We start from the raw sequence: 21,986 nt of genomic DNA, 5'->3' as shown, positions 1-21,986 counted from the left end.
GTTCGGGTCCGCCGCGTTCCAGCGAACGGGTCGGGTCGCCGCGGTCCGGCAATGGTTCGACTGCCACGGTCCAGCCTGGGTACGGGTCGCCCTTCCTGCAACGGTTCGGGTCCCCACGTCCCAGTGAACGGTTCGGGCCGCCTTCCACACGGTTCGGGTCCGCCGCGTTCCAGCGAACGGGTCGGGTCGCCGCGGTCCGGCAATGGTTCGACTGCCACGGTCCAGCCTGGGTACGGGTCGCCCTTCCAGCAACGGTTCGGCCGCAGCATCCCGGCAAGGATTCGGGCGAGTTGTCCACACCGCAGCCGAGTTGTGGACAATTCCCGCTCCAGAACCTTTCGCCCCGGATTTTGTCGGGGGTGGCCGATAGAATGGACTCGGGGACGCCCCCCTCGGGAGGGCGGGGGCCTGTCCCGGCGGGAGAGGTGACACGCACACCCCAGGGGCACGCGGCCACCGCCGGCCGGCGGACGGTGTCGGTCGGCCCGGAGCGGCGAGGAGCGCAGCGGGGCGCCGGGCGCAGCTCGCCCCTCGCTGGGCGAGCGAGGTGTCACGAACGCGAGGGGACGGAGGAGCTGACCGTGAAGCGCATCGCCCTGCGGCCGTTCGCCGAGGAGGATCTGTCGGTGCTCGATCGGTTCGCGGCGGAGCCCGAGGTGCTCGGCGAGTTCCAGTGGTCCGGGTTCGCGGACCCGAAGGTGCGCCGCCGGCGGTTTGCGGAGGACGGGTTCGTCGGGGACGAGTCGACGGCGCTCGCGGTGACCGTCGACGGTGTGGTGGCCGGGATGGCGAGCTGGGAGGCCGCCGATCGGGGCGGGCCGGCGGGCGGGTGTTTCGAGGTCGGTGTGACGTTGCTGCCCGATTTCCGCGGTCACGGCGTCGGGACGAAGGCCCACCGGCTGCTGGCCGCCCACCTCTTCCGCTTCACGCGCGCCCACCGGCTCGAAGCGTTCACCGACAGCGAGAACGCGGCCGAGCAGCGCGTGCTCGAGAAGGTCGGCTTCCACCGCGAAGGCCTGATGTGCCAGGTCACCTGGCGCGACGGCCGCTATCGCGACGAAGTCGTGTACGCGCTCCTTCGCGGCGAGGCCTGAACACGAGGCCTGAAAACCAGGCCTGAACGCGGGGCCGGCCCGAAAGCCGGCCCCGCGGAACGTCAGTGCGCGAAGTGGCGCGTCCCCGTCAGGTACAGCGTGATGCCCGCCTTCTCCGCGGCCGCGATCACCTCGGCGTCGCGGATGGACCCGCCGGGCTGCACGACGGCGCGGACGCCGGCCTCCAGGAGCACCTCGAGCCCGTCCGGGAACGGGAAGAACGCGTCGGACGCGCCCACGGAACCCTTCGCGCGGTCACCGGCGCGCGCGACCGCCAGACGCGACGAGTCGACGCGGTTGACCTGGCCCATGCCGACGCCGACGGTCGCGCCGTCGTGCGCCAGCAGGATCGCGTTGGACTTCACCGCGCGCAGCGCGCGCCACGCGAACTCGAGGTCCGCCAGCGTCTGCGAGTCGGCGGGCGCACCCGTGGCGAGCTGCCAGTTGGCCGGGTCGTCGCCGGGCGCGTCGATCGCGTCGACGGACTGCACGAGCACCCCGCCGGAGATCGGCCGGAGCTCGACGGGCGCCGGGTTCTCGATCGCGGGCAGCTTCAGCAGCCGCACGTTCTTCTTGCGCTGCAGGATCTCCAGCGCCTCCGGCTCGAAGTCGGGCGCCAGCACGACCTCGGTGAACACCTCGGCGATCTGCTCGGCCGCCTCGACGCTCACCGGCCGGTTCGTGGCGATCACACCGCCGTACGCGGAAACCGGGTCGCACGCGTGGGCCTTGCGGTGCGCCTCGGCCACGTCCGTGCCCACCGCGATGCCGCACGGGTTGGCGTGCTTGATGATCGCGACGGCCGGCTCGTCGAAGTCGTACGCGGCCCGGCGCGCGGCGTCGGTGTCGACGTAGTTGTTGTACGACATGGCCTTGCCGTGCAGCTGCTCCGCGTGCGCCAGCCCCGGCTGCGCGCTGCGGTACAGCGCCGCCTTCTGGTGCGGGTTCTCGCCGTAGCGCAGCACGTCGGCGCGATCCCAGGTGGCGCCGAGGAAATCGGGGAAACCGGAGTCGTCCGCGGGCGCGTACACGTTGGCGAACCACGAAGCCACGGCCGAGTCGTACGCAGCCGTGTGCGCGTACGCCTGCGCCGCGAGCCGCTTGCGGTCGGCCAGCTCGAAACCGCCCGCCACGACCTGCTCCAGCACCCACGCGTAGCGCGCGGGGTCCACGACGACCGCGACGCTGCCGTGGTTCTTCGCGGCCGCGCGCACCATGGCCGGGCCGCCGATGTCGATGTTCTCCACGCAGTCTTCGGCGCTCGCGCCCGACGCGACGGTCTGCGTGAACGGGTACAGGTTCACCACGAGCAGGTCGAACGCGGCGATCTCGAGCTTCCGCAGCTGCTCGACGTGGTCGGGGTTGTCCTGGTCGGCCAGCAGCCCGGCGTGCACGCGCGGGTGCAGCGTCTTCACCCGGCCGTCGAGCGACTCCGGGAACCCGGTCACCTGCTCGACCGGCGTGACGGGGACCCCGGCGTTCGCGATCACCTTCGCGGTGCCGCCGGTCGACACGATCTCCACGCCCGCGGCGTGCAGCCCGGTCGCGAGCTCGAGCAGGCCGGCCTTGTCCGAGACGCCGATCAGCGCGCGCCGGACCGGGCGTCGTCCCTCTGCAGTGCTCACGAAAACCTCACCTTTCGTCCGTCCACGGTGCAGCCACCACGGCCGAGTCGCTCGATCGTTCCAACCAGCAGCCTGCGTTCCACGGCCTTGATCCGCTCGTGCAGGACGTCTTCGGTGTCGTCGGCCTCCACGACCACCGCCTCCTGGGCGATGACGGGGCCGGTGTCCACGCCCGCGTCGACGAAGTGCACGGTCGACCCGGTCACCTTCACGCCCGCCGCCAGCGCGTCGGCGACCGCGTGCATCCCGGGGAACGACGGCAGCAGCGCCGGGTGCGTGTTGATCACGCGGCCGCCGAAGCGCGCCAGGAACCGCGCGCCGAGGATCTTCATGAACCCCGCCGACACGACCAGGTCGGGTTCGTACGCGGCGACCGCCTTGGTGAGCGCCTCGTCCCACGCGTCGCGGTCGGAGTGGTCGGCCACGCGCACGGTGAACGAAGGCACTCCGGCTCGCTCGGCGCGGGCCAGCGCCTCGATGCCGGTGCGGTCGGCGCCCACGGCGACGACCTGCGCCGGGAACGCGGGCTTCGCCACCGCGTCGAGCACAGCCTGCAGGAGCGTGCCCGACCCGGAAGCGAGCACGACGATCTTCACCGGGGTGGGCAAGTCCAAGCGGCTGGCCAGAACGGGCTCCTCGCACAGCGGCACGCCTCGGGCGCACCGCGCTTCACCAGGTCACCCCAACCCTAACGGTCGTCGTCGCGGCGCTCGTCCGCACCGGAGCCGTCGGTGGACTCGGTCACAGCGCCGGCGTCGCCGCCGTCGGGCTCCGGCTGGTCGAGCGGGACGTCTTCCGGCAGCTCGAGGCCCAGTTCGGCCTCCGCTTCGGCGTCGAAGTCGTCGTACTCGGGCTCGGCGACCGGCTCGGGTTCGACCGGCGGCTCAGGTTCGACTGCGGTGTCGTCGGCGGCTTCGTCGGCGGCTTCGTCGGTTTCGTCGGCTTCGGTGAACTCGGCCTCGAACTCGTCGGTGTCGATCTCCTCCGGGTCGACGTCCTCGATGACCTCGTCGGGATCGACCTCCGCGGCCTCGTCGACGTCCTCCTCACCGGCCTCGTCCTGCTCGGCGTCCTCAGCCGCCGCTTCCTCGGCTTCGAGCGGTTCCGGCGGCGCCGCCGGCTCGTGCGCGCCCGCGAAGAACGCCACGAACCCGCCCGGGATCACGATCCAGCAGAACGCCACGATCGACGCCACCCCGACCGGCACGCTCACGGGGTCGAACGGACCGTCGGCGAGCCGCCCGCCCGCCAGCGTCCCCAGCACCACGCAGCCGAAACCGACCACGGCGCCCGCGACGGCCACGATCCGGATCCGCGCGGCCGGGTCGTCGTCGACGTGCCGCACCGACCAGCCGACGAGCGCGCCGACGGCCGCGGGCAGCACCAGCAGCGCGGGCCACCACGCGGCGGCGTGCTCGGGGATCCCGCCGAGCAGCGGCACGGCCGGCACGGCACCGCCGCGGTAGCCGACGAGGCTGACGTCGAGCGACCCGATCGTGAACCCCGGCCCGGCGACGAACGAGAGCGCCGCGACCACCGCGTTGGGCAGGTACAGCACGGAAAGCAGGAACAGCCCGAGGCTGTTGCCCAGCGACGGCTCGAACAGGTCGTCCACAGTGGACACCGAAAGCACCGTGGCGGCCGCGAACACGATGGCGCCCACCGCCAGCAGCGCCGCGAGGCCGAGCGCCCCCGCGCGCAGGCCGCGGACCGCCACCGGGTCGAGCCGGTCGGCGAGGGCGGCGGGCACCCCGCAGCGGCGCACCACCCCCGCGGTGGCCGCCGCCGCGCCGAACGCGCCGGGCACCACGAACGCGAGGATCGGGTTCACCCGCACCGGCTGGCCGAGCGACAGCAGCCCGATGAGCAGGCCGAACAGCGCGTGCGAAGCCGCGAGCACGGAGATCAGCGGCACGGCTTGGCGCAGCGACGCGTACCCGAGGCGCAGCGTCGCGCCCGACGCCGTGCGGGCGACGAGCACCACGGCCCCGATCGTCGGCAGCAGCGGCAGCACCCCCAGCGGGTGGCCCCCGATGCCGAGCTGCACCTGGTACGCCGCGAGCCAGCCCGGCCCGGCCGAGAGCAGCACGCTGCCGGCGGAGAACACGGTGCTTTCGGCGGTCAGCGCGACGAGGGCGAGCAGGGTCGCGACCACGGCGTACTGCGTGATCAGCGAACCGAGAGCGGCGGTGAGCAACACCCGCACCCGGGTGGCCGGAGCGAGGTACGCGTCGGGCTCGACGGTGTCCTCGTCACCCGGCGGGCGTGAAGAACTGGTGAGCACCTGCATGCCTCGCACCATGACATCCGCGCTGGTCCGTCCGGGTGAGGCACGCCGCTCCGCGAGGCGCGGCGAACTTAACCCACCCGGTCGGGGGCACGACTCCAACGGAAAACACCCGCTGTGACACGGAGAGTCACAGCGGGTGTTTTCGCGAGGTAGGTCAGCTCTGCTGGCCGAAGCCACCGGGCGGCGTGCCCGGGTTCTTGCCCTGTTCCGACGACGGCTGCTGGAAGAACTGGCCCTGCTGCGGCGCGTACGTCGTGGCCTGCTGCCCGGGCGGCTGCTGCCCCGGCGGCGTCGAGCCGGGCTGCTGGTACTGGCCGGGCTGCGGCGCGAACGGCGACGACTGTTCACCCTGCTTCGGTTGCTGCGACGAGAACGGGCCTTCCTGGCCGTACTGCGTCGGCTGGTACTGCGGCACAGCCGGCTTCGGCGCCGGCGGCTTGAGGATGCCGTACTCCATCAGCAGCGCGCCGACCGAGACCAGCGCCTGCACGATGCCGAGGATCAGCACCACCGTGACGATGCCCGGCGTCGACTGCTCGGCCACCACCGTGTCGAGCGCGCCCAGGGCACCGACCACGCTGAACAGCGCGGCGAACGGCAGCACCTTCGGCGCTCTTGGCAACGCGTGCAGCGCCGAGAGCAGACCACCGGCGAGGAGGAAGATCGTGTCCTGGCCGACGTCACCGGCTTCGTCGGAGAAGCCGAGGAAGTACTGGACGACGCCCAGCACGGTCACCACGAGCGCGAGCACGAGCGGGAGGTTCTGGGGCAGCGCCGGGCTCGCGCCGGGAGGCGGTCCCTGCTGCGGCTGCTGGTGCGGGAACCCGCCCGAGGGAGGCGGTCCCTGAGGGGGCTGCTGCTGGCCGCCGCCCTGCTGGGGGTAGCCAGGCCCGCCGCTGGGGAAGGTCATCGGAAGCTCTCCTGTCGTTCGCCGGCAACTCAGGGGGATGTTCGGCGCCCGGACGACACACGCGACGCCTGCGTTGGCGGAACGCTAGCGCATCCGGCGCTCCCCCGTCCGCGCCGTTGGACGCGCGGGACACGCGATCGGTTGCCGAAGGATACGCCGCGGGCCGGGCACCACGGTGGGTGCCCGGCCCGCGTGAACCGCGTTTCCGCAGCTCAGAGGTTGTTGTACAGCTCGCGCGCCAGGACGGCGGTTTCACTCGGGGTCTTGCCGACCTTCACGCCGGCAGCCTCGAGGGCCTCCTTCTTCGCGGCCGCCGTACCGGACGAACCGGACACGATCGCACCCGCGTGACCCATGGTCTTGCCCTCGGGGGCGGTGAAGCCCGCGACGTAGCCGACGACCGGCTTGGTCACGTTCTCCTTGATGTAGGCCGCGGCCCGCTCCTCGGCGTCGCCGCCGATTTCGCCGATCATCACGATGACCTTGGTGTCGGCGTCCTTCTCGAACGCCTCGAGGGCGTCGATGTGGGTGGTGCCGATGACCGGGTCACCGCCGATGCCGACAGCGGTGGAGAAACCGATGTCGCGCAGCTCGTACATCATCTGGTAGGTCAGCGTGCCCGACTTCGACACGAGGCCGATCGCGCCCGGGCCGGTGATGTCGGACGGGATGATGCCGGCGTTGGACTTGCCGGGGCTGATCACGCCCGGGCAGTTCGGGCCGATGATGCGGGTCTTGTTGCCCTTGGCCACCGCGTGCGCCCAGAAGTAGGCCGAGTCGTGCACCGGGATGCCCTCGGTGATCACGACGGCCAGCGGGATCTCGGCGTCGATGGCCTCGAGCACCGCGTCCTTGGCGAACTTCGGCGGCACGAAGATGACCGACACGTCGGCGCCGGTCTCCTTGATGGCCTCCTCGACCGTGCCGAACACGGTGAGGTCCTTGCCCTCGATGGTCACCGTCTGGCCGGCCTTGCGGGCGTTGACGCCACCCACGATGGTGGTACCGGACTTCAGCATCTTGATCGCGTGCTTCATGCCTTCGGAGCCGGTGAGGCCCTGCACGATGACCTTGCTGTTCTCGTTGAGGAAGATCGACATCTCACGCACCTGCCGCGGCGAGCTCGGCGGCCTTGTCGGCCGCGTTGTCCATAGTGTCCACCACGGTCACGAGCGGGTGGTTCGCGTCGGCGAGGATCTGGCGGCCCTCGACGACGTTGTTGCCGTCCAGACGGACGACCAGCGGCTTGGTGGCCTCGTCGCCCAGGATCTTCAGCGCCTCGACGATGCCGCGGGCGACCTCGTCGCACGCGGTGATGCCGCCGAAGACGTTGACGAAGACGCTCTTCACGTCGGTGTCGTTGAGGATCACGTCGAGACCGGCGGCCATGACCGCGGCCGACGCGCCACCACCGATGTCGAGGAAGTTGGCGGGCTTCACGCCGCCGTGCTTCTCACCCGCGTACGCGACGACGTCCAAAGTGGACATCACGAGCCCGGCGCCGTTGCCGATGATGCCGACCTGGCCCTCGAGCTTGACGTAGTTGAGGTTCTTGGCCTTGGCCTTCGCCTCGAGGGGGTTCTCGGCTTCCTTGTCCACCAATTCTTCGTGGCCCGGCTGACGGAAGTCGGCGTTCTCGTCCAGGGTGACCTTGCCGTCGAGGGCGATGATCTTGTCCTGGGGGTCGCGCACCAGCGGGTTGACCTCGACGAGGGTGGCGTCCTCGGAGACGAAGGTCTCCCAGAGCTTCACGACCACGTCGGCGGCCTCGTCGACGACCTTCTCCGGGAACTTGCCCGCGGTGAGGATCTCGACGGCCTTCGCCTTGTCGACGCCGGCGATCGCGTCGACCGGGATCTTCGCCAGTGCGTCGGGGCGCTCGACGGCGAGCTGCTCGATCTCCATGCCGCCCTCGGCCGACGCCATCGCCAGGAAGGTGCGGTTGGACCGGTCGAGCAGGAAGGAGAAGTAGTACTCCTCGGCGATGTCCGAGGCTTCGGCCACGAGCACGCGGCGCGTGGTGTGGCCCTTGATGTCGAGGCCGAGGATGGCTTCCGCCTTCTCCTTCGCCTCGTCCGGCGTCTGGGCCAGCTTGACGCCGCCCGCCTTGCCGCGACCGCCGACCTTCACCTGCGCCTTGACGACGACCTGGGTGCCGATCTGCTCCGCGGCGGCCTTGGCTTCTTCGGGGGTGTTTGCCACCGAGCCCGGCAGAACCGGTACTCCGTGGGCGGCGAAGAGATCCCTCGCCTGGTACTCGTAGAGGTCCACTACTCCAGTCTCCTGACGACACGCCACTGTGGTGGTTCGAACCCGGGTGGTCTGAATTCGAACCGCGCTGTCGGACCAGTCGAGGTTAGCGACCAGCGTGAACGCGCGGGCCGCCGCACCTGGTGAAGTCGGTCACCGTATGCGGTCAAGCGGTGTGAGAACGCACACCGGCGGGCGTTTTCGCGCCCGCTGCGGCGGTCGCGGCCGCTGTTGCCGTTGCGACAACAGCGGCGACGCCGAGCCAGAAGCCGAGCGCCGGACTGCGGCCCGGGAGGTCCACGAAGAACAGTTGCGAGACGTGGAGCGCCAGGAGGAGCGTGGCCCCGGCCAGCGCGGCCGCCGCGGCGCCCGGACGGGAGCGGACGCTCAAGGCGAGCACGCCCAGCACCACGAGCACAGCGGTGAGCAGACCCCACGACGGAGTGTCGAAATCGGACCAGAGCCCGGGCGTTGCGTAGTCGGGCGCGGAGAACACGGGCGTGCCGAAGGCCGCGACCGCGAGCACCGCCGCGGCGACGACGGGGAGCAGCACCCGGGGACGCGGGTCCTCGGTGCCTTCGTCGTCGCGTTCGACCACGCCCGTGACGACGGCCGCGAGCGCCGTGAGCCCGGCGAGTCCGAGCGCGATCGCGGTGAACACGGCGCCCGCGCCGAGGCGGTAGGTGATCGCGCCGCCGAGCCCGCCGCCCAGGCCCGTCGCCGCCGACGCGGTGAGGGCGGTGCTGAGCACGGCCGTGCCCGCGAGCACGACACCGGCCCACAGCACGGCGACGAGTCCGCGCGCGGCCTTGTACTTGAAGAGGAACGGTGTGGGCAGCACGACGAGGATCGCCGCGGCCAGGAGCAGCCAGCGGGCGGGGCTCTCGGTGGCGAGCCGGGCGTCCAGCTGCGGTGCGAGCGCCCCGATGGCGGCGGCCACGGCGGTGAGGAGTGCCGCCAGCGCCGTGACGCCGCGCCACAACGTGAGGCTGGGGACCCGCGCCTCGCCCGCGAAGTCGGTGCGTTCCGCGCGCGCCTGCTGCGGCGTCGTCCGCGGCGCGAGGAAGAGCACGACCAGCATCGCCACGATGGCCATCACCGGCCCGAACGCGAGGTGCAGCCCGCCGACGGCCAGCCCGCCGACCACCGCCGGCAGGGCGAGCGCGAACGTCGCCGCGGCCACGCCGCCGAGCGTCCCGCGCACCACGCCGTCGGCAGCCGCGCCGACCCCGAGGACCACGGCGAGCAGCAACGCCCCTGCGACGACGACGTAGCCCGCGAGCGCCACGCCCGGACCTTCGAAAGCCGAGTAGGCCGGCAGGTACGGGTTGTCCGAGACGACGGGCGCCATCAGCAGGCCGACCGCGCTCACCACCGCGAGCAACGGCACGACCAGCCGCCACCGCCGCCGGCCGTCGTCCTCACCGGCCACCTCGTTGACCTCCCGCGCGACCCGCGCGGCGACCACCCCGGCGACGATCGTGACGACGTGCCCCGCCACCAGCAACCAGAACCCGGCGCCGACGGCGCTGCGGTCCAGCAGCCGGTCCGGCAGGAAGAGCTCGGGCCGGATGGTCTTGGAGGCGTGCGCGAAGAACTGGAAGTCGAGCACCAAGCGGCCGGGCGCCAGCGCCGCCAGCCCGACGGTGAGGCCCGCAGCCAGCCCGTGGCGTCCGCTGTACGCCGCCGCGTTCGCGACGCCGGCGGGCACCAGCGCGAGCAACGCGAGCAACGGCCAGGACAGGTACCCGGGCCCCGCATCGGGCGACACGGGCAGGATCGCGCCGGCGGTGAGCGCGACGGCCCCGACGGCGAGGAGGGTTACGGCGGTCTTGAGCCGCGGCGACGGAGCTCGGTCGGTCAGGTCGCCGAGGCCGGCGAAACCGCCGCCCTCCTCCCGCCCGGCGCGCGCAGACCGCGGCTCGATCCGGGTCGGCGCGGCGGTGTTCCGGGGTTCGGTACTGCGGCCGCTTCGCACACCGGCGCCGGACTCGTGGCCCGAGCCGACCGCGGTCTCTTGATCGCCCGGGCCGCGCGCAGCGCCGCCGAAGCCTCGGGCCGGGTCATCGACCGCCCTTCCGGCACCTGGCTGAGCGGCGCCGTGACGCACCCCGCCGCCGTTCACGTCGAGGCCGGAGACGGCGGTGTCAGCGCCCGCGCCTCCACGGCTTCCGGCCGGATCGCCGGCTGCGCTGCCGGCATCCGGTTCGCCCGCGTTTGCCGCATTCGGGCGGCCACTGTCTTTGGCGCCGTACCCGCCGGCGCGCTCCGCACCGACGCTCGAGTCGCCGGGGGGCGGCCCGGCGCCGGGTTTGCCGAGGCCGGAGTCCGGGGTGTCGGTGGCCGCCGGGGCGCTGGTTGGCACGCCGGGGTTGGTGGGGCGGTCGCGGCGTGAAACTTGACCGGAGTCGGTGCTGCGCGGCGCTGGTGCGTCGCGGCGGGAGGTGGGCTCGGCGGTGGCGTCGGCCGGGCGGGAGGAGACGCCGCCGGGTGCGGAGTCGCGGTCGCGCGCGGCGGTGGTGCCGCGGCGGGCGCGGTCGCGGGCGGCGGCCTTGCGTTCGGCGAGAGTGGGGCGGCGGGGGGTGGACCGGGGGGCTCCGTTGTCCGGATCGGAACCGGAACGGGCCGGGGAGGAGTCCCCGTCGTGGGGTCCTTCGGACGAAGTCATCGGGGCGACGCTAGCAAGCCGGGCGCGGGTGGGGGTGGCGCAGTGGGGCCCGGCTGGCGCCGGTGAAGACGAACGGAGGGGCCCGGTCCGCGGAGAAGAGTGCGGTGGTGGCGCGGTGTGAACGCGGTCGACCAGGGAATCAGCCGATGGGGGCGTAATCGGACAGCCCGCGGAGACGGTGCGTGACCCGGGCCACACGAAAGAGGGTTGAATGCCCTTCAACAGCGGGCCGCAAACGTTTATTTCACCGGTTGCGCCGTTCGGCGGCCTCCGGTGGGCCCGTTCGGGGGTCCGACCGTCCGAAAGTCGTGTAAGGGAGATCACACTGATCGGAGTAGTTTCAGCTTAACTTTGGGTAATCTCCACAGCTAGCCGCGTGATGGCAAGCCCTCGTTCGGCCGAAACGGCGGGGGCACCTTGCCGAGAACAGTGCCCCTTCGTTACTGTCCCCCGGTCCCCATTACAGTCAGGTCACGAAGCGCGACGCCGAGCGAACCACCCCCCGAGGTCGCTCACGGGTTCCCCCGCCCGAGTCCGCGAAGGCCCGGCTCCCCGACGATGGAAGGCCCTGTCTTGGCTTCACACCGCTCCCCCGGCGGCCAAGCCCCTTCCCCGGCGCTGAAGGACGCACTGGACGGTGCGGTCATCCGCGTGCGGGGTCAGCACCGCATCGCCCCGCCCTCCTCCGCCCTGCGTGGGCGGGTCGTGGTCGCCGCCGTCGCGGCCGGCGCGTTCGCCGCTGCCGCCGCGGGCCAGACCCTGAAGACCGTGACGGCCGACTCGGACGCCCCCGTCACCCCGCTCGCCAACGCGCAGGACGCGAGCGCCTCGTTCACCCTCGGCAGCGCGGGTTCCGGGGGAGCCCCCGAGCTGCTGCCCGTCGGCCACTCGTCGGACGCCTCCGCCGAAGCGGCCCGCATGGCCGACAGCCAGAAGGTCACCGACGCCCGCGAGAAGGCCGAAGCCGACGCCGCGCGCAAGGCCGCCGAAGAGGCCGCCCGCCCGAAGACCTGCCTGCCGGCCCACGGCACGTTCACCTCCGGCTTCGGCGCCCGCTGGGGCAGCAGCCACCTCGGCATCGACATCGCGAACTCGATCGGCACCCCGATCTACGCCGCCTCCGACGGCACTGTCATCCAGGCCGGCCCCGCCAGCGGCTTCGGCCTGTGGGTCCGCGTCCAGCTCGACGACGGCACCATCCAGGTCTACGGCCACATGAACAGCTTCTCGGTCCACGAAGGCCAGAAGGTCAAGTGCGGCGAGCAGATCGCCGAGATCGGCAACCGGGGCGAGAGCACCGGCCCGCACCTGCACTTCGAGGTCTGGCAGAACGGCACGAAGAAGATCGACCCGCGCCCGTGGCTCGCCGCCCGCGGCATCGTCGTCTGATCCTCCTTGCGCACCAAGCCTTGTAGCCGGGCTTCGTGGTCAGCCAGTACCTCCTGACTTCATCTCTCAGCTCCTCCTCCGCCACGGCAGCGTCCCCGCTCCCGTGGCGGTGTTCATTTCAGGCATTGTCCGATTGAGACGGTGCCGCACAACCGGCGGCGACCAACGGCAGTGTCCTTTTCGGACCGCCGCACCCGCCAACGCGTCCCCCGACGACGCGCTTCCGGATTCTTGGCGACGGACGCCCGCCGCTCACGGCACGGTCCGAGTCAGCCCCCGATCGGCCGCTCACCTCTCCCCGTTCGGCAACCGCCGGATGAAGTACGCGACGGCGACCTGCCACACCGTGCACAGCCCCGCCTGAGGACGCCGCACCGGCCACCACCCCAACCGCATCAGCCAGGAGACCCGCGCCCCGAACCCCGGTCCGGTGGCCGCGACGGCGTCCCACGGCGACCGCGCCACCCAGCGGCCCCTGCCGCAGCACTGACAACGGCCGTCGTGGCCGAGCGAGTGCTGGTGCAGCAAGGCCCGCCACGCCGCAGCCAACCGCCGGGCTTCCCCCGAGCCGGCCCCCGGAGCCGGCTCGCCGAGAACTCCTCGCAGGTACTCCTGGACCCCACCGGCCAGTACTCCGAACAACACCGCGTCCACACCCTCGTCCTCCCCTTCCGGGGTGCCGGCGCGAGCACCAGCTTACCCCACTTCTTCGAACTTGTGTTCGATGGAAGTGAGCTTAGGTGAGGGGTACGACAAAAATCAGAGCTTCACCATCGGGACGCTCCCGATCAGCATCAAGCGGACCTTCCCGGACGCACCGAAGTCGATGGTGGCCGTGGCGCGGGGGCCGACGCCGTCGCACGAGATGACGGTGCCCAGCCCGTACTTGTCGTGGCTGACGCGGTCGCCGACGTCGAGCTTGAGGGCCACCGTGTCCTTCCAGCCCTTGCCGAACGGCGACGTCGAGGCAGTCGAGGACGACGAAGACCGCCGGCCCCACGTCGTCGCCGCGCGCGGACCCGACGAAGAAGAGCCCGAGGACCCGAAGTTCCCGAAGCCGGGCGACGACGGCTCCAGCCGCCGCCAGTCGACGAGGTCGCCGGGCAGCTCGTCGAGGAACCGCGAAGCCGGGTTCATCTGCGGCTGGCCCCAGGCCGAGCGCACCAGCGCCCGCGAGACGTACAGCCGCTGCCGCGCGCGCGTGATCGCCACGTACGCGAGCCGCCGCTCTTCCGCGAGCTCCGTGGGGTCACCCAGCGCGCGCATGTGCGGGAAGACCCCGTCCTCCCAGCCCGTGCAGAACACCACCGGGTATTCGAGGCCCTTCGCCGTGTGCACCGTCATCAGCGTGACGACACCGGCACCGCCGTCGCCCTCCTCACCGCCGTCGGGCGACGGGATCGAATCGGCGTCGGCGACCAGCGACACGCGCTCCAGGAACGCCGCCAGCGAGCCCGGCGCGGGCACCCCGTCGTCGAGCACCAGCTCCGCGTTCTCGTCCTGCGTGACCTCGGTGGTGAACTCGGTGAACTCGCGCGCGACCGTGACGAGCTCCGTGAGGTTCTCGACGCGCGACGCGTCCTGCGGGTCGTCGGACTCCTCCAGCTCCGCGCGGTACCCGGTGCGCTCGAGCACGGCCTCCAGCAGGTCGTGGACCTCGGTACCCGACGTCACGAGCTCACCCAGCCCGTCGAGCAGCGCCACGAAACCCGTGATCGCCTTGGCCGAGCGCGGGTTGAGCAGCGCCACTTTGCCGTCGACGGCGTCGCGCAGCGCGGCCGCGAACGAGATGCGCTCGCGCTCCGCGTGGGTCGCCACCACGGCCTCGGCGCGGTCGCCGATGCCGCGCTTGGGCACGTTGAGGATGCGGCGCAGCGACACCGTGTCCTCGGGGTTCGACAGCACGCGCAGGTACGCGAGCATGTCGCGCACCTCGCGCCGCTCGTAGAACCGCACACCGCCCACGACCTTGTACGGCAGGCCGAGGCGGATGAAGATCTCTTCGAACACCCGCGACTGGTTGTTGGTGCGGTAGAAGACGGCGACGTCGGAGTACTCCGCCTCGCCCTTCTCCGCCAGCGCGTCGATCTCGCCCGCGACGAACGCGGCTTCGTCGTGGTCGTTGTCCGAGACGTAGCCGACGATCTTCTCGCCGTCGCCCGAGTCGGTCCACAGCCGCTTGGCGCGCCGGTTGGGGTTGCGCTCGATCACGGCGTTGGCGGCCGAGAGGATCGTCTGCGTGGAGCGGTAGTTCTGCTCCAGCAGGATCGTGTGCGCGTTGGGGAAGTCGCGCTCGAACTCCTCGATGTTGCGGATCGTGGCGCCGCGGAACGCGTAGATCGACTGGTCCGCGTCACCCACCACGCACAGCTCGGCCGGCTCGATCCCGGTGTCGGTGGTCTCCGTGCCGGCGAGCACGCGCACGAGCGTGTACTGCGCGTGGTTCGTGTCCTGGTACTCGTCGACCAGCACGTGGCGGAACCGGCGGCGGTAGTACTCCGCGACGTCCGGGAACGCCTGCAGCAACGACACCGTGCGCATGATCAGGTCGTCGAAGTCGAACGCGTTGGCCGCCTCGAGCCGCCGCTGGTACTCGGCGTAGACCTCGGCGACGCGGCGCTCCAGGTCGTTCGCCGCGTTCGCCGTGGCGGCATCGGGGTCGACGAGCTCGTTCTTGAGGTTCGAGATGTGCACCGCGAGCGTGCGCGCGGCGTACTTCTTCGGGTCGATGTCGAGGTCGCGCGCCACGAGCGTGATGAGCCGCTTCGTGTCGTCGGAGTCGTAGATGGAGAAGCTCGACGACATGTCGAGCGTCTTGGCTTCGCGGCGCAGGATCCGCACGCACATCGAGTGGAACGTGGACACCCACATCGCGTTGGCGCGCCGGCCCACGAGCGACGAGACGCGCTCGCGCATCTCCGCCGCGGCCTTGTTGGTGAACGTGATCGCCATGATCTCGCCGGGGTGCACGCGCCGCTCCGCCAGCAAGTACGCGATGCGCCGCGTGAGCACGCGGGTCTTGCCCGACCCGGCACCGGCCACGACGAGCAGCGGCCCGCCGGCGTGCGTGACCGCTTCGCGCTGCGCCGGGTTGAGGTCCTCGAGCAGCTCGGCGGCCGCCTTCCGGGCAGGCGCGCGCTTTTCTGCGGGGAGATCGAAGAGGGTGTCCATCGTCTGTCCACGCTACCCCTGGGGTACGACAGGGACCGAACAGGCAGAGCGTGTCCCGCGGCGAACTCGAGCGCGCGTACGCGTGCGCTCACCGACGTACGCCGCGTTGTCGCTCCGCGCCCGACGCGCACCGGCGCTCCGGCGCGGAGCATCGAACGGTATGGACGACAAGATCCCCGCCCGGTTGAGGGCATCCGACACCGATCGCGAACGCGTGGCCGCGATCATCCAGGCAGCCGGCTCCGAAGGCCGGCTCACGCTCGAGGAGGTCGAAGACCGGCTCAGTACGGTCTACGCGACCCGCTACGTCGACGAGCTCGGCGAGCTCACCACCGACCTGCCCCGGCCCGAGCCCGTCCGCCGTCCCGGCGCCGGCTGGCCGCTCACCCGCGCCGCGCTGCGCGAGCACCCCGCGCTGCGGGTGCACCTCGCCGTCGTGGTCGCGGTGGCCGTGCTGCTGATCGTGCGGTGGGCCGTGCTGGGCGCCGGGTTCTTCTGGCCGGTGATGCCGGTGTTCTGGCTGTTCGTGACGCTCGTGGTCCACGCGCGCGTGCGGAGTTTCCGGCGGGGCCCGCAATCCCCTGTGCCATACTGACCTCGTGCGGCACAGCAGCGAGCGATTTTTCTACGGGACCCGGACTCCGGCTCCCGTGATCGCGTAGTGCCCCACCCGCCATCACCAGCAGCCCCGGAGTCCAGCGGACCCGGGGCTTTCGCCGTCCCAGGGGCCGCTGGGGGTCCGGTTTCCAGAGAGGTCCCGATGAACGCGCAGACGCAGAACGCCGACGGCCAGCCCGCGGAGGACACCCCGACCGGCGAGGACATTTCCTCGCTGCGCCAGGAGATCGACTGGCTCGACGCCGAGATCCTGCGGCTCGTCAAGCGCCGCGTGGAGGTGTCGAAGACGATCGGCGCCGCGCGCATGGCCGCCGGCGGCACGAAGATCGTCTACAACCGCGAGATGGACGTGCTCGCGCGCTACCGCGAACTCGGGCCGGAGGGCCGGCAGCTCGCCATGGCGCTGCTGAACCTCGGCCGCGGCCGCCTCGGCCGATGAACTTCCGGCCACATCGGGGACTTCCCCGATCCGCCGGTCCGCGAAAACGGGCAGACTGGACCCATGATTAACGTCATCGCCGTCATCATCGCGATCGCGAGCGTCTTGGCGGCACTGGGTCATGTCGGGTACCTGGCGCTGCTCAACAACGCCGCGGGCAAGCGGGCCGGCGGTGCGCCTGTCGCGCAGTACGTGCGCAGCCGCTGGGCGGTCGCCGGTGGTACCACCGCGGCATCACTGTTCGCCTGGTTGCTCACTTTGGGGGGAACCGGGGCCGACGTCATCGCCATTGTGATTGCTGTGGGTAGTGGTGCAGTGGCGACGAAGGCGTTGCAGTCGACCCGGGAGAAGTACCGCAGCGGAGGGTGACCGACCCCGCTTGCCGCAATTGCACTGCGTAGCGTGACCCCATGCCCGTTCGGTCGAGCCCGACAGGGTGAAACCTGTGCAAGTTGCAATCAGCCCCGAGACTTTCGACTGGCGGTTTCCTAGTCTGGGCTCGTGAGGACCCCTGCGTCTGGGTCGGGCGACGCCCGGAGGATGCGCGGGAGCTGCGGCTCCACGCGCCCACTGCCGCGTGCGCGTGCAGATGCGCGGGACTTCGCAAGTGTGGACGCAGGTGACTCCGCTCGCGCGAGTGCTCCGATCGGGTTGATCGGGATGCCGGTGCCGTCACGCCCACACCGGGGAGGGGTCGGACGGGCATGACGGGAAACGCGATGGGTGGTTCGAGGAACTCGACCCACCCGGACACGGTGACGGCCGCCGAGGTCACGGTGCCGGGCAGGCACCGCGCACGCGGCGGCCCCGGCGCGGAGACGTGGACGCCCGTGGTCACCGCCGATTCCGCCGGTCACCACCGCCACCGGCCCGGAGCCGCCCCGCCGCCACCGAACGGGGCCGCCGAGCTGCGAGCCGGGTACGCGCCCGCGCAGGGCACGCTGCCGGTTCCGTCGGCGGCCCAGTCCTGGCTCCCGCAACCGACGTGGATGCACGAGGAGCGCGGCGCGTTCACCCCCGCCGAACGGGGCCGGACGGAGCTGCCGCAGCCGAGCCGGAGCGATCGCGGCTTCACGGCCGGGCGGCTGGACGAAGCCGCGGTGGCCGCCGCCGGCTGGGGCGGCGAGCTGCCCCAGCCGAGCCGGGGACCCGCGCCGGCGGCCGATCCCGCGGACTTCGCCGACGCCGTTGCCGAGGTCGCCGCGAGCGGCTGGGGCAACGAGCAGCCGGGCACCGCCTTCGCGCCCCCCGACTTCGACGGTGCTGCGGGCTGGGGTGCCGGATCGCGGCCGGGCGCCGAGCCCGCCACGAGCGGGTGGACGCACTCGGGAGACCTCGGCGACCTCGCCGGCGATCCGCTCGGACCGCGGGTGCCGGACGGACACGCCGTGGTGCCGGATCCGCTGCCCGTCAGCGAGATCGACCGCGCGTGGGCCGCGCCGGGGACGACGCGGTCGCTGCCCGACGTGCAGCGCGACCGGCTCGCGCAGCCGCACGCGCGGCGCACCCGCCGCGAACGCGTCGAGGCGACGGCGGCGACGCTGGCGCACGAGGCCGCGGCGCGCGAGAGCGTGGAGCTGAGCGCGGAGCCCGAACCGCCGCGGCGGCAGCGGGTGACGTTGCGCGCGCCGGCCGTCCGGGTGCCCGAGCCGGAGGACGAGGAAGTGCGCGTGTACGCGGCGCCGCTGCTCGACGGGCTCGGGAAGTTCGACCTGGGGTCGGTGCCGGCGTCGGTGACACCGCCCAAGACGTGGCGGAAGGCGGCGTGGTTCGCGACCGGCGCGTCGGGCGCGGTGGTCGTCGGGCTGTTGTTCGCGGGGACGTTCCTGGTCGGCTCGCCCACGACCACGACCACGGCCGACGCGCTCGGCGGCGGCTGGCCGGGCCGGCAGAACGGCGGCAACCCGCTGATCCTGCCCGACCCGTCGCTGGGCCGGCAGGGCGGCACGAGCGGCGACAGCCGCGGCAGCCGCTCGAGTGACCGCGACAGCGAAACCAGTTCGTCGGACGACCCGGACACGCGCCCGCAGAACGCGGCGGGCACGAGCAGCTCGAGCGACCGAGAAACGTCGGCGGCCCCGTCGAGCGAGGACTCGTCGAGCCCCGACACGACCGAGCCGACGTCGACGCCGCCGAGCACGCCGGAGAAGCCGCCGATCACCCCCGCGCAGCGCGAGACCGCGCCGACGACCATCTGGTACAAGACGCCGGCGGACCCCAAGACGATGGGCGACAACACCGAGCGGTTCTTCAACACGGTGACCACCGACCCGGCGGAGGCCTCGGCCGTGACCACGGGGGACCTGAAGTCGGAGGGTCCGCAGGGGCTGCGCCAGCGCTACGCGAAGGTCGCGTACTTCGTCGTCAAGAAGGTGGAGATCGACCCCGACAACAACACGACGGTGAACACCCTCGAAGTGACCCACACCGACGGCACCAAGACCGTCGAACAGCGCACGCTGACCTTCGGCGACGACGAGAAGATCGCCGACGACGGGGCCTGACCAGGCATTATCGTCCGCCGTGCGCGAAACGTTTCATGCAAGTGCAGACTGCCCGTTCCGATGCACGTGCGGTGCGGTAAGCGGTTGTTCCTGCTCCAGGTGGGTGACATAAGCTGCCGCTCGTCGTGTGACGACGGCATTCCGGCGACTGAGCCTGGCGGGTGCCCGTCGCGACAGGGTTACCTGGCGACAACCGGCAAGGACACCGACCACGAATCGGCCGTCCGGACCAGCGGCGTACGGCCGAACGGCCGTACCGCCGTCCCCGAACCCCAGAGCGAGGACATTCGTGCTTGATCGGCAGCGCACACGGCGAGAGGCCCGCGAGGCCACTGCCGTCCGCGTCGAGGACGTGATCCCGCCCGAGCTGCTCGACGGCGTCGGCGACGCGGACCGCGACTACCTCGAGCAGGTCTTCCGCGAGCCGCAGAAGTACCTGCCGCCGCGGTCGCACCGCGCGGAGGCCGTGCGGCCCGCCGAGCCCGCGGAGGAGCCGGAGAGCCGGCTCGCCCGCCGGGCGAAGCAGGTCGGCCTCGTCGGCGCAGGTGCGCTCGTGGCGGGCGCCGTGGTCACCGCGGCCCTGCTGAGCGGCGGCCCGCGCCCGACGACCTCGGTCGCCGAGGACACCATCCCCACCGGCTTCAGCGGCGCCGCCGCACTCGGTGGCGCGGCCGTGCCCGCCCAGCCGGAGCACGGCGCGGGCGGCACCACGTCCGGCCACCACACCGGCACGCCGTCGTCCTCGGGTGCCGGCACCACGCAGCCGACCCAGGACACCGGCGAGAGCCAGCCGCAGACCGGCACCCCCACGTCGGCCACGCCGAGCACCACGCCCGAGACCCAGCACGGCAAGGCGAAGGGCCAGGCGACCACGTCCGCGGCCGAGAAGCTGCAGGCCGTCAAGAAGTTCTACGCGTCGATCGACAAGAACCCCGACAACGCGCTCGCGCTGCTCGCCCCCGGCCTCGCGCAGGGTGAGGTGGGCAGCCTGGTCCGCGCGTGGAGCGCGGCCGACGAGATCGACGTCCAGAGCACCGAGGTGCGCGACGACGGCTCCGTGCTCGCCGTCGCGGTGCTGCGCCAGACCGACGGCACGATGGTCCGCATCACGCAGCTGTTCGACGTCGTCGAGCGTGACGTCATCTCCGAAGCGCGACTGCTCTCGGCCGTCTCTTTCACGTGACCTGCGACGATCCTGTTCCGGGTAGACGATCAGACCGTGCCGAGTGCGTGTGCGCAGAGTGAGCGCCTAGCCTTGTCGCGGGCCGGTCTCGGGAAAACCGGCACGCGGCCCACGACAGGTGCCTACGCTCCGGTGCTGCGGCCGGTTGGTGGTCGCACCTTCGGGGTGGGCACGTCCCGCTCCGGGAAGTCGGAGCCCCAAAGGGAGGTCGCGTGAGCGACGAGGGTCGTCTGGTCGCCGACCGGTACCGGATCATCGGCCGGATCGGCACGGGCGCGATGGGTGCCGTCTGGAAGGCCCACGACGAGGTGCTCGGCCGAACGGTGGCGATCAAGCAGCTGCTGCTGCAGCCCCACCTCGAAGAGCACGACGCCGAAGACGCCCGGCAGCGCACGATGCGCGAGGGCCGGATCGCCGCGCGCCTGCACCACCCCAACGCGATCTCGGTGTTCGACGTCGTCACCGACGACAACGGCCAGCCGTGCCTGATCATGGAGTACCTCAACTCCACGAGCCTGGCCCAGGTCCTGCAGGAACGCGGCACGCTGCCGCCGCTGGAGGTCGCGCGCATCGGCGCGCAGGTGGCCGCCGCGCTGCGCGAGGCCCACGCGGTCGGCATCGTCCACCGCGACATCAAGCCGGGCAACATCCTGCTCGCCGGCAACGGCACCGTGAAGATCACCGACTTCGGCATCTCACGGGCCAAGGACGACGTCACGGTCACCAAGACCGGGATGATCGCCGGCACCCCCGCCTACCTCGCGCCCGAGGTCGCCATCGGCGGTGATCCCGGCCCCGAGTCCGACGTGTTCTCCCTCGGCTCCACGCTGTACGCCGCGTGCGAGGGCCAGCCGCCGTTCGGCCTGTCGGAGAACACGCTGAGCCTGCTGCACGCGGTCGCCGCGGGGCAGATCAACCCGCCGCGCCAGTCGGGCCCGCTGGCCAGCGTGCTCGCCGTGCTGCTGCACTTCGAGGTGCAGCACCGGCCGACCGCGGACGAGTGCGAAGAGCTGCTGGCGGCCGTCGCTCGGGGCGAGACGCCGCTCGGCGGCTCGTCCGACGAGACGATGATGGCGCCGTCGGCCGGCACGCTCGGCGCCGCCGCCGTGGCCGGTGCCGCCGCGACGCACCTGTTCCCCGAAGACGACCTGGACGCCGCGCACTCGGGCACGCTGCTCGACCAGCCCGGCCAGGCGCAGCAGTACTACGACGACGAGGACGAGTACCCCGCCGCCAGCGGCTACCCGGAGAACGACTACGACCGGTACCAGGCCGAACCGCCGCTCTACGGCGACCCGGGCCGCAACGGGCTGGCCGCCACCCGCGCCGTCCCGGTGCCCGACGGCTACCAGGACGACCCGTACGACGACTACCACGACGGGTACGACGAGCCGCCGCCCCCGCGGGGCCGGACCAGCCCGGCCGACGACGAGGACGGCGAGAAGCCCGGCGCGTGGAAGAAGCCGGCGATCATCGGCGGCATCGTGGTCATCGGCCTGGTGGCGCTCGGCGTGTGGCTGCTGAGCTCGAACAACCCGCCGGACGCGTCGCAGCAGCCCGCTCCCCCGAGCACATCGGCACAGGTGGTCCCGACCTCGACTTCGGTTCCGACGACGGAGGAAGCAACCACGAGCTCGGAAGAGACGTCTTCTTCAGAGGAGACCTCTTCACGCGAGAGGACGTCGACGCGCCGAACGTCCGAGCGGAACACCCCGACGCGGGAGACGTCCTCCGACCAAGAGACGCCGACCACCACGTCGAGCTCGAAGACGGTCTCGCCTCCAACCTCGTCGGACGGGCCCTCGGACACGCCGACGACGCCGAACAGCTGATCCAGGGACAGAT

17 protein-coding genes are annotated in these 21,986 nt (G+C 72.0%); 8 read left to right on the top strand and 9 right to left on the bottom strand.

Translation table 11 applies throughout. The features are described from left to right. The first annotated feature begins 581 nt into the window (after positions 1 to 581). The gene (locus ACIA77_RS02895) at positions 582 to 1,094 is read left to right on the top strand and encodes a GNAT family N-acetyltransferase (protein WP_395884044.1); all 513 of its coding nucleotides are present in this window, start codon (positions 582 to 584) and stop codon (positions 1,092 to 1,094) included. A 62-nt stretch (positions 1,095 to 1,156) separates the two neighbouring features. Here ACIA77_RS02895 and purH read toward each other — a convergent pair whose 3' ends face one another. From purH to ACIA77_RS02860, 7 genes are all read right to left on the bottom strand, one after another. Continuing rightward, positions 1,157 to 2,719 (bottom strand): bifunctional phosphoribosylaminoimidazolecarboxamide formyltransferase/IMP cyclohydrolase, encoded by a 1,563-nt coding sequence (gene purH / locus ACIA77_RS02890; protein WP_395884043.1) that lies wholly within the window; start codon positions 2,717 to 2,719, stop codon positions 1,157 to 1,159. Beyond that, a complete protein-coding gene (purN, locus tag ACIA77_RS02885) occupies positions 2,716 to 3,333 on the bottom strand; it encodes a phosphoribosylglycinamide formyltransferase (protein WP_395884042.1) in 618 nt (205 codons plus the stop codon). Before purN ends, purH begins: the two co-directional genes overlap by 4 nt. 74 nt (positions 3,334 to 3,407) lie before the next feature. Further along, entirely contained in the window at positions 3,408 to 5,009 is a 1,602-nt protein-coding gene (locus ACIA77_RS02880) for a DUF6350 family protein (RefSeq protein WP_395884041.1), read from the bottom strand. Between the two features lie 154 nt (positions 5,010 to 5,163). Beyond that, complete coding sequence (locus ACIA77_RS02875; protein WP_395884040.1) at positions 5,164 to 5,919, bottom strand: DUF5336 domain-containing protein; 756 nt, start codon at positions 5,917 to 5,919, stop codon at positions 5,164 to 5,166. A 212-nt stretch (positions 5,920 to 6,131) separates the two neighbouring features. Continuing rightward, positions 6,132 to 7,019, bottom strand: a complete 888-nt coding sequence (gene sucD / locus ACIA77_RS02870) for a succinate--CoA ligase subunit alpha (RefSeq protein ID WP_395884039.1) — start codon at positions 7,017 to 7,019, stop codon at positions 6,132 to 6,134. Position 7,020: 1 nt separating this feature from the next. Continuing rightward, complete coding sequence (gene sucC / locus ACIA77_RS02865) at positions 7,021 to 8,190, bottom strand: ADP-forming succinate--CoA ligase subunit beta (protein WP_395884038.1); 1,170 nt, start codon at positions 8,188 to 8,190, stop codon at positions 7,021 to 7,023. A gap of 145 nt (positions 8,191 to 8,335) precedes the next feature. Continuing rightward, on the bottom strand, positions 8,336 to 10,837 hold the full coding sequence (locus ACIA77_RS02860) for a hypothetical protein (protein ID WP_395884037.1): 2,502 nt from the start codon (positions 10,835 to 10,837) through the stop codon (positions 8,336 to 8,338). 705 nt (positions 10,838 to 11,542) lie between these two features. Between ACIA77_RS02860 and ACIA77_RS02855 the strand changes: the two genes are divergently transcribed. After that, complete coding sequence (locus tag ACIA77_RS02855) at positions 11,543 to 12,226, top strand: M23 family metallopeptidase (protein ID WP_395884320.1); 684 nt, start codon at positions 11,543 to 11,545, stop codon at positions 12,224 to 12,226. A gap of 288 nt (positions 12,227 to 12,514) precedes the next feature. Here the strand turns inward: ACIA77_RS02855 and ACIA77_RS02850 are convergent, their stop codons facing one another. Together ACIA77_RS02850 and pcrA are read right to left on the bottom strand one after the other, a co-directional pair. Beyond that, positions 12,515 to 12,880 carry a hypothetical protein gene (locus ACIA77_RS02850; RefSeq protein ID WP_395884036.1) on the bottom strand — a complete coding sequence of 122 codons (366 nt, stop codon included), beginning with the start codon at positions 12,878 to 12,880 and terminating at the stop codon, positions 12,515 to 12,517. A gap of 105 nt (positions 12,881 to 12,985) precedes the next feature. After that, entirely contained in the window at positions 12,986 to 15,397 is a 2,412-nt protein-coding gene (gene pcrA, locus ACIA77_RS02845) for a DNA helicase PcrA (protein ID WP_395884035.1), read from the bottom strand. A gap of 160 nt (positions 15,398 to 15,557) precedes the next feature. On the opposite strand from pcrA, the gene ACIA77_RS02840 reads away from it, so the two are divergent. From ACIA77_RS02840 to ACIA77_RS02815, 6 genes are all read left to right on the top strand, one after another. Beyond that, the gene (locus ACIA77_RS02840; RefSeq protein ID WP_395884034.1) at positions 15,558 to 15,992 is read left to right on the top strand and encodes a DUF1707 domain-containing protein; all 435 of its coding nucleotides are present in this window, start codon (positions 15,558 to 15,560) and stop codon (positions 15,990 to 15,992) included. 165 nt (positions 15,993 to 16,157) lie between these two features. Next, the gene (locus ACIA77_RS02835) at positions 16,158 to 16,454 is read left to right on the top strand and encodes a chorismate mutase (protein ID WP_204091619.1); all 297 of its coding nucleotides are present in this window, start codon (positions 16,158 to 16,160) and stop codon (positions 16,452 to 16,454) included. 63 nt (positions 16,455 to 16,517) lie between these two features. Further along, the gene (locus tag ACIA77_RS02830; protein WP_395884033.1) at positions 16,518 to 16,823 is read left to right on the top strand and encodes a hypothetical protein; all 306 of its coding nucleotides are present in this window, start codon (positions 16,518 to 16,520) and stop codon (positions 16,821 to 16,823) included. A 335-nt stretch (positions 16,824 to 17,158) separates the two neighbouring features. Next, positions 17,159 to 18,958: a hypothetical protein gene (locus tag ACIA77_RS02825; protein WP_395884032.1), complete on the top strand. Its 1,800-nt coding sequence runs from the start codon at positions 17,159 to 17,161 to the stop codon at positions 18,956 to 18,958. A gap of 289 nt (positions 18,959 to 19,247) precedes the next feature. Further along, the gene (locus ACIA77_RS02820) at positions 19,248 to 20,141 is read left to right on the top strand and encodes a hypothetical protein (protein WP_395884031.1); all 894 of its coding nucleotides are present in this window, start codon (positions 19,248 to 19,250) and stop codon (positions 20,139 to 20,141) included. A gap of 212 nt (positions 20,142 to 20,353) precedes the next feature. Further along, the gene (locus ACIA77_RS02815; protein ID WP_395884030.1) at positions 20,354 to 21,973 is read left to right on the top strand and encodes a serine/threonine-protein kinase; all 1,620 of its coding nucleotides are present in this window, start codon (positions 20,354 to 20,356) and stop codon (positions 21,971 to 21,973) included. Positions 21,974 to 21,986: the final 13 nt, after the last annotated feature.

The organism is Amycolatopsis sp. NPDC051903 (assembly GCF_044452505.1).
GTDB lineage: Bacteria > Actinomycetota > Actinomycetes > Mycobacteriales > Pseudonocardiaceae > Amycolatopsis.
Note: the sequence above shows the minus strand (reverse complement) of the source record. Positions and strands in the feature narration are given on the sequence as shown.

Coding starts and splice junctions, on each gene's coding strand:
- ACIA77_RS02860 (WP_395884037.1), bottom strand. CDS start 10,837: ATGACTTCGTCCGAAGGACCCCACGACGGGGACTCCTCCCCGGCCCGT.
- ACIA77_RS02825 (WP_395884032.1), top strand. CDS start 17,159: ATGACGGGAAACGCGATGGGTGGTTCGAGGAACTCGACCCACCCGGAC.
- ACIA77_RS02880 (WP_395884041.1), bottom strand. CDS start 5,009: ATGCAGGTGCTCACCAGTTCTTCACGCCCGCCGGGTGACGAGGACACC.
- ACIA77_RS02835 (WP_204091619.1), top strand. CDS start 16,158: ATGAACGCGCAGACGCAGAACGCCGACGGCCAGCCCGCGGAGGACACC.
- ACIA77_RS02875 (WP_395884040.1), bottom strand. CDS start 5,919: ATGACCTTCCCCAGCGGCGGGCCTGGCTACCCCCAGCAGGGCGGCGGC.
- sucD (WP_395884039.1), bottom strand. CDS start 7,019: ATGTCGATCTTCCTCAACGAGAACAGCAAGGTCATCGTGCAGGGCCTC.
- pcrA (WP_395884035.1), bottom strand. CDS start 15,397: ATGGACACCCTCTTCGATCTCCCCGCAGAAAAGCGCGCGCCTGCCCGG.
- ACIA77_RS02830 (WP_395884033.1), top strand. CDS start 16,518: ATGATTAACGTCATCGCCGTCATCATCGCGATCGCGAGCGTCTTGGCG.
- ACIA77_RS02840 (WP_395884034.1), top strand. CDS start 15,558: ATGGACGACAAGATCCCCGCCCGGTTGAGGGCATCCGACACCGATCGC.